1 protein-coding gene is annotated in these 1,599 nt (G+C 37.8%); it reads right to left on the reverse strand.

The window, feature by feature from the left end:
• On the reverse strand, positions 1-1,599 hold a 1,599-nt coding region (locus Q0075_RS01270; RefSeq protein ID WP_297867934.1), incomplete at both ends, for a fumarate reductase/succinate dehydrogenase flavoprotein subunit.

The following is a 1,599-nucleotide window of genomic DNA, read 5'->3' on the forward strand; positions in this document are numbered from 1 at the left end:
ATTCCCAAGCTCCAACAAATTTGAAGTTTTCGTCATCACGTAATGTTTCACCTTCAGCATCTTGATATTCTTCACGGAAGTGACCTCCACAAGACTCTTTACGTTGTAAAGCATCCATAGCCATTAATTGACCTAATTCGATGAAATCTGCAACTCTTAATACTTTTTCTAACTCAGGATTCAATTCGTCTGCGCTTCCAGGAACATAAACATCTTTGTAAAAATCTTCTTTTAATTGAGCAATTTCAGCAATAGCTTCTGTTAATCCTTTTTCGTTACGAGCCATACCTACTTTATTCCACATAATCAAACCTAATTTTTTATGGAAATAATCAACAGACTTGGTACCATTGTTGTTTAAGAATTTACTAATTGAATCTTTCACTCTAGCTTCTGCTTCAGCGAATTCTGGAGATTCAGTAGAAATTTTACCTGTTCTGATTTCGTCTGCTAAATAGTTAGAAATTGTGTAAGGTAATACAAAATATCCATCCGCTAAACCTTGCATTAAAGCTGACGCTCCTAAACGGTTAGCTCCGTGGTCAGAGAAGTTAGCCTCTCCAGCTACGAAACAACCTGGAATTGTAGATTGTAAGTTATAATCAACCCAAACACCACCCATAGTATAGTGAACTGCTGGATAAATTTTCATTGGTGTTTCATAAGGATTCTCATCCGTGATTTTTTGATACATCGTAAACAAGTTACCATATTTCTCTTCTAACCACTGTTTCCCTAATGCTGTAATTTCTTCAGGTGTTGGATTATGATTTCCTTTAGCATAAGCCGCTTGACGACCTTTTGTTTGAATCTCTGTTGAGAAATCTAAGTAAACTCCTTCATTAGTATCATTAGCTTCAATTCCGTAACCAGCATCACAACGCTCTTTTGCAGCCCTTGAAGCTACGTCACGTGGCACTAAGTTACCAAAAGCAGGATATCTTCTTTCTAAGTAGTAATCTCTATCTTCTTCAGCAATTTGAGTTGGTTTTAATTTCCCAGCTCTGATTGCTTCAGCATCTTCTTTTTTCTTTGGCACCCAAATACGTCCTGAGTTACGTAACGATTCAGACATCAACGTTAATTTTGACTGATTTGTTCCGTGAACCGGAATACATGTTGGGTGAATTTGTACATAACATGGATTTGCAAATAACGCTCCTTGTTTGTGGATTTTCCAAGAAGCTGTTACGTTACTTCCCATTGCGTTTGTAGAAAGGAAATATACGTTTCCATAACCTCCAGAAGCAATAACCACAGCATGAGCTGAATGTCTTTCAATTTCTCCTGTAATTAAGTTACGAGCGATAATTCCACGAGCTTTTCCATCCACTTTAACTAAATCCAACATTTCGTGACGGTTGAACATTTGTACACGTCCTAACCCGATTTGTCTTGATAAAGCTGAATATGCTCCTAATAATAATTGTTGTCCTGTTTGTCCAGCAGCGTAGAAAGTACGTTGTACTTGCGTTCCACCAAACGAACGGTTATCTAACATTCCACCATATTCGCGTGCAAAAGGAACACCTTGTGCTACACATTGGTCGATAATATTTCCTGAAACTTCTGCTAAACGGTGAACGTTTGCTTCACGCG

This window comes from uncultured Flavobacterium sp. (genome assembly GCF_937967675.1).
In the GTDB taxonomy this organism is placed as follows: Bacteria; Bacteroidota; Bacteroidia; order Flavobacteriales; family Flavobacteriaceae; genus Flavobacterium.